The 4,978-nt window shown below is 61.4% G+C and carries 3 protein-coding genes and 2 pseudogenes; 2 read left to right on the forward strand and 3 right to left on the reverse strand.

Annotated features, from left to right (window positions below):
- Positions 1-91 (forward strand): SEC-C metal-binding domain-containing protein (locus WH07_RS38120; RefSeq protein WP_157877441.1); only part of this gene is annotated, 91 nt, incomplete at its 5' end.
- Positions 92-191: 100 nt separating this feature from the next.
- Complete coding sequence (locus WH07_RS27660; RefSeq protein WP_046505674.1) at positions 192-3,329, forward strand: DEAD/DEAH box helicase; 3,138 nt, start codon at positions 192-194, stop codon at positions 3,327-3,329.
- 11 nt (positions 3,330-3,340) lie between these two features.
- Here the strand turns inward: WH07_RS27660 and WH07_RS27665 are convergent.
- The 3 genes and pseudogenes from WH07_RS27665 to WH07_RS27675 all read right to left on the reverse strand — a co-directional run.
- Positions 3,341-4,005: pseudogene (locus tag WH07_RS27665) on the reverse strand (transposase); the annotation flags it as partial.
- Between the two features lie 12 nt (positions 4,006-4,017).
- Positions 4,018-4,506 (reverse strand): SUKH-3 domain-containing protein, encoded by a 489-nt coding sequence (locus tag WH07_RS27670; protein WP_046505676.1) that lies wholly within the window; start codon positions 4,504-4,506, stop codon positions 4,018-4,020.
- A 191-nt stretch (positions 4,507-4,697) separates the two neighbouring features.
- Positions 4,698-4,978 (reverse strand): annotated as a pseudogene (locus WH07_RS27675) (hypothetical protein); the annotation flags it as partial.

A 4,978-nucleotide genomic window follows, 5' to 3' on the forward strand; every position in this document is an offset into this window, starting at 1 on the left:
AGGCCGAGCCACTCCCTGGCCCCCACCCCGCACCTCCCCCTGCTGGTGCACCTCAGGCAAGCCCTACCGCGACTGCCACGGCACCAATTAGGCCGGGCCTCTGGCCCGCAGAAGTTCCCTTCATCGGCGGAATGTCAGTGGCTGCTGCAAAAATCTAAATCGAACTTGCGGCTTCTACGAGGGGACCATGGATGGCAGACGCGCTGGACACCAGATCGCCGGCAGCCGGACTCTACGAACAACTGATCACTCTGCGACTCGAAGACCGTCTCAAGCAGATGGAGGGCACAGGGTGGCGAGCGATCGATGCCAAAGTGGGTGTCGAATCCACACCCCACGTGCTTGCCCGGCATGTTGCCGACACCGTCCAGCGCGTCCTCCGGAGCCTTCCTGAGAGCGAGCGTGTCCACGCTGCGAACCACATCCTCGATTCCGTCAGCACGCTGTCTGGCGCGAAAGAGTGGGTAGACATGGTGGCTGACGGCCCTCGGCAGCTCATGGCCCTCGCTGAACAAGAGGCACCGGGGGTCTACGCCATCCGTCCAGCTACCCCACTCTCCGACACTGCCCTGCTGACGAACTCTCCCGAGGACCCCAATCTGGGGTTCGAGCTCCGCGCGGAACTGGCCACCGCGGATCGAGTCGACTTGCTGTGTGCCTTCGTCAAGTGGCATGGACTACGCGTTTTGGAAGGCGCTCTGCGCACAGCCCATGAACGCGGGGTTCCCATCCGAGTCATCACGACTACCTATATCGGCGCCACTGAACGACGGGCCCTGGATCGCCTGGTCCAGGAGTTCAGCGCTCAGGTGAAGGTCAATTACGAGCTTCGATCTACCCGTCTACACGCGAAGGCATGGCTCTTCCGACGAAGTTCCGGGTACGACACAGCATACGTAGGAAGCTCGAATCTCTCCAAGGCAGCACTCCTCGATGGACTTGAGTGGAATGTCCGCCTCTCATCGGTAGCAACCCCGGATGTCATAAAGAAGTTCGAGGCTACCTTCGACTCCTACTGGAGTGAGGCTGCTTTCGAGTCGTACGACCCTGCGGTTCATGGAGATCGCCTGGACGCGGCTCTACGGGAAGCCAGCGGAGGCACTGCAGCCGCCAACGGGCGGAGTATCACGTTGTCGGGGCTGGAGGTGCGCCCCTACCCGCATCAGCAGGACATGCTGGAACGTCTCGAGGTCGAACGGGATGTCCACGATCGGCATCGCAACCTCCTAGTGGCTGCCACAGGAACAGGCAAGACCGTCATGGCCGCCCTTGACTACAAGGCGCTCCGCAGGAAACTGGGGCGGGATTTGCGCCTTCTCTTCGTCGCCCATCGCAAGGAGATCTTGGAACAGTCACTCCGTACGTATCAAGGAGTTCTCAATGACGGGAACTTTGGCGAATTGCTCCTCAGCGGCGAAATCCCCTCTAACTGGAACCATGTCTTCGCAAGCGTCCAGTCCCTTAACACTCGCACCCTAGACAGACTTACCCCCGACCACTACGACATTATTGTGATTGACGAGTTTCATCACGGCACGGCTCCAACCTATCGAAAAATCATCGAACATTTCACACCCACAGAGCTCCTTGGCTTGACAGCAACTCCTGAACGCATGGATGGTTTGAAAATTCAGGACGAGTTTTTCGAAGGGAACATCGCCGCCGAGATGCGTCTGTGGGAAGCCCTGGAGAACGACCTCCTCTCCCCCTTCCACTACTTCGGGATCACAGACACTACAGATCTCACTGCAATCCAATGGAAGCGCGGCACATACGACGCCACCGCGCTCAGCGACCTTTTCACAGGAAATAACGCCCGTGCTCGGCTGATTATAAAAGCCGTAGAGGATAAGATCGCCGACCCAGGTCGTATGCGCGCGCTAGGATTCTGCGTATCTGTAGCTCATGCGCACTTTATGGCAGAATCCTTCCAGCAAGCTGGGTTGAACGCAATTTCCCTGTCGGGCGATACCCCACCCGATCAACGCCGCTCCGCGCTGAGTGCACTGAAGGCTGGCGAGTTGCAAGTAATCTTCTCCGTGGACCTCTTCAACGAGGGGCTTGACATTCCCGATGTTGACACGCTCCTTCTCCTACGTCCGACATCGAGTGCCACGGTCTTCTTGCAGCAGCTTGGGCGGGGCCTGCGTCGCTCCGAGGGGAAGGCGGTCCTCACGGTGCTGGACTTCATCGGTCAGCACCGTAAAGAATTCCGCTTCGAGGAGCAGTTCCGATCCCTCACAAATCTCACCCGAAATCGCCTCGTATCAGCCATTGAGCATGACTTCCCACAACTACCATCGGGCTGCCAGATCATCCTTGAGTCAAAGGCAAAGGAACTCATCATTGAAAACATTCGCACTCAGATCAGCGTGAATGTAGCTCAGCTCGCCAACGAAGTGCGACAATTCGGCGAGCCGCAGATAGCTGCCTATCTGGCAGAGAGCGGCCGTGAGATCAAGGAACTCTACCGAGGAGCAAACCACTCCTGGACCGCACTACTGCGCCGAGCAAATCTCCTGCCGAACTCGGCGCCTGACGGCGAGGCTGCGTTGCTGAAGCGGGCATCGGCCTTCCTCCATGTAGATGACCCAACTCGTGCAGCCGCCTACACCCGACTGCTAGACGACGACGCACCGTCTTACGAAGAACTCACCGAGTTGGACCGCGCCTACGCACGGATGCTCTTCTTCACCCTCTGGCCGTTGGGAGGCTTCAACTCCTACCAAGCCGGCCTCGCGTCACTGCGCCACCAGCACGCAGTAAGGGACGAGTTGCGCCAAATTCTTACTCATGCCCTCGATCACCTTGATCACGTCACACCTGCTCTTACAGGCGCGCATAGCAAGCTGCCCCTGCGAGTGCACGCGTCCTATAGTCGTGAGGAGATCCTTGCATCGCTCGGCGAGTCCACCATCGATAGCCTAATGCCGGGCCACTTCCGCGAAGGCGTGCGCTGGTGCGATCAGGCCAAGACCGATGCTCTCCTCATAACCCTCGAAAAAGACGAGAAGGATTTCTCACCGCAGACTCGCTACAAGGACTACGCGATGAGCGACACTCTTTTCCACTGGGAATCGCAGAATCAAACGTCAGAGTCCTCGCCCACGGGCGTCCGCTATCAGACCCACCAAGCCAACGGAAGCCACGTACTGCTCTTTGTCCGCCGCTACAAGAAGACAGACATCGGCGGACCCCAGCCATGGATGCTGCTCGGCCCCGCCGAGTATGTCTCACACGAGGGCAGTAAGCCCATGGCCATCACCTGGAAGCTACACACGCCACTCCCCGCGGATGTCTGGACCTACTCCGCCATCGCCGCTGCTTAACTGGCTCTGGCGATCCTGGCGAAGGTGTGCTCCACCCGGGCACGGACCTTGCGGTGGGAACGGTTGTGCTCCTCCTTCCAGGCCAGAAGCTCTTCCTGGCCGCGTTCGCGACGGTGCGGGATCACCAGCCCCATACCGCGGTAGCCGCCGTCGGCGATCACCATTGTGTGGCCGACGGCGGCCTTCGCCCCGGACAGCTCCCACGCTTTGCAGTCGTTGCAGTTGCCCGGCAGAGGCCGACCGCGGCAACTGGACGGGTATCGGCGTCAATGACGACCTGGTGGTTGGTGGAGTACCGATAATTCTTCGGCTGCTCGGCTACCGCGTAGTCACGCGTGGGCACCAAGGTGCCGTCCACGATGAGCACGGTGTCCTTGCGGAACCGTTGGCGCGGCCGCAGAGCAAGCAGCGGGGCTCAGTCGGTTGATGATGCGGTCGGCTGCGGACTTCGAGATTTCAAAGAGCGGGCGAGTTGGCGTGCCGTCAAGTTGGTTCGCCACTAGGCCGCGACCAGCAGGACGCGGTCTTCCAGGGGCAGGCTCTACGGACGGCTTCGCCGGACCGTGTCCGCTCCCTCGCGGCGCACGGCGGCCGCGAGCCTGCCGAAGCAAGGCAGGCTCAGTCTGGTGAACGGGCCTGTCCAGGACGGCACTGACGCCGTGATCACACCAGCCACCGCGAGATCATCTCACCTGCCAGTGAGGCAGTTGCCGAGCCAGTCCGCCTGCTCTGCACGATCGACTCCACCATCGCCATACACGACGTAGACCAGTGCCTCCGCGAAGGTCGACCCCAGGGACCACAGGACATTCGGCCCCACGGCGACGACGCGCCCGCCAGCCGCTACGTACGACCTGAACTGGACCGACCACGTACCCAAAGGGCTGTAGTTCTCGCCGTATCGGAGCTTCAGCGAAGCAGCTTCCGCAGCGGTGTCGATGCAGGCGTCCACGGGGTCCATACACAGCGAAGAGGCGGGGGCACGGGCCGGGCAGCTCTTGATCGTCAGGCCGCCGAACTCGGCCCAGATCCCGACCGCCACGTCATTGAGCTCGAACCCAGCCGCTGTCAGTTGCCGCGTCCAGTCCCCAGTGGTTACCGTATGGCCCGCTCTCCAGCCGGCCATACGCAGTGCGTCCCACACACACGGACCGCACCCCATCAACGACTCACTCATGCGTTCTATGCGCACTCCCCTCCCTCAGCCGAGCCCGTCGCCCGAAGTCTGCCGCAAATCCGGGCCGACAGACAGCGCCCTCGTCGTGGCCGACACGGAGATCATTCGCGGGACAGCCTTTAGGAACGCATGCGCAATCAGTAACTCGGTTGAGCAGCTTGCCCACTGAGCCCCGCACGTGGGTGGGGTGGTTAGAGGTAGGGGCGGATGATGAGGTTGGGGAGGGATTTGCGGGATTTGGCTTGGTGGAGTTTGGTGCGGACCGCTGCTACCAGTTCAGCGGGGTGGTCGCGGACCAGGGCGGGGACCGCTGTTACGACGTCCACGCCGTGGGCTTCCAGGAGGAGGCGGCGGCGGAGGGTGGTGCGGTAGGCGGTGATGCCCAGGTGGAATTCCTCCGAGTCGACTTCCAGGGCCACTCCGGCGTGTGGCCAGTAGGCGTCGGGGCGGGCGAGGAAGGTGCCGGTGGGGG

It is taken from the genome of Streptomyces odonnellii, assembly GCF_000981895.1.
GTDB classification, from domain to species: Bacteria; Actinomycetota; Actinomycetes; order Streptomycetales; family Streptomycetaceae; genus Streptomyces; species Streptomyces odonnellii.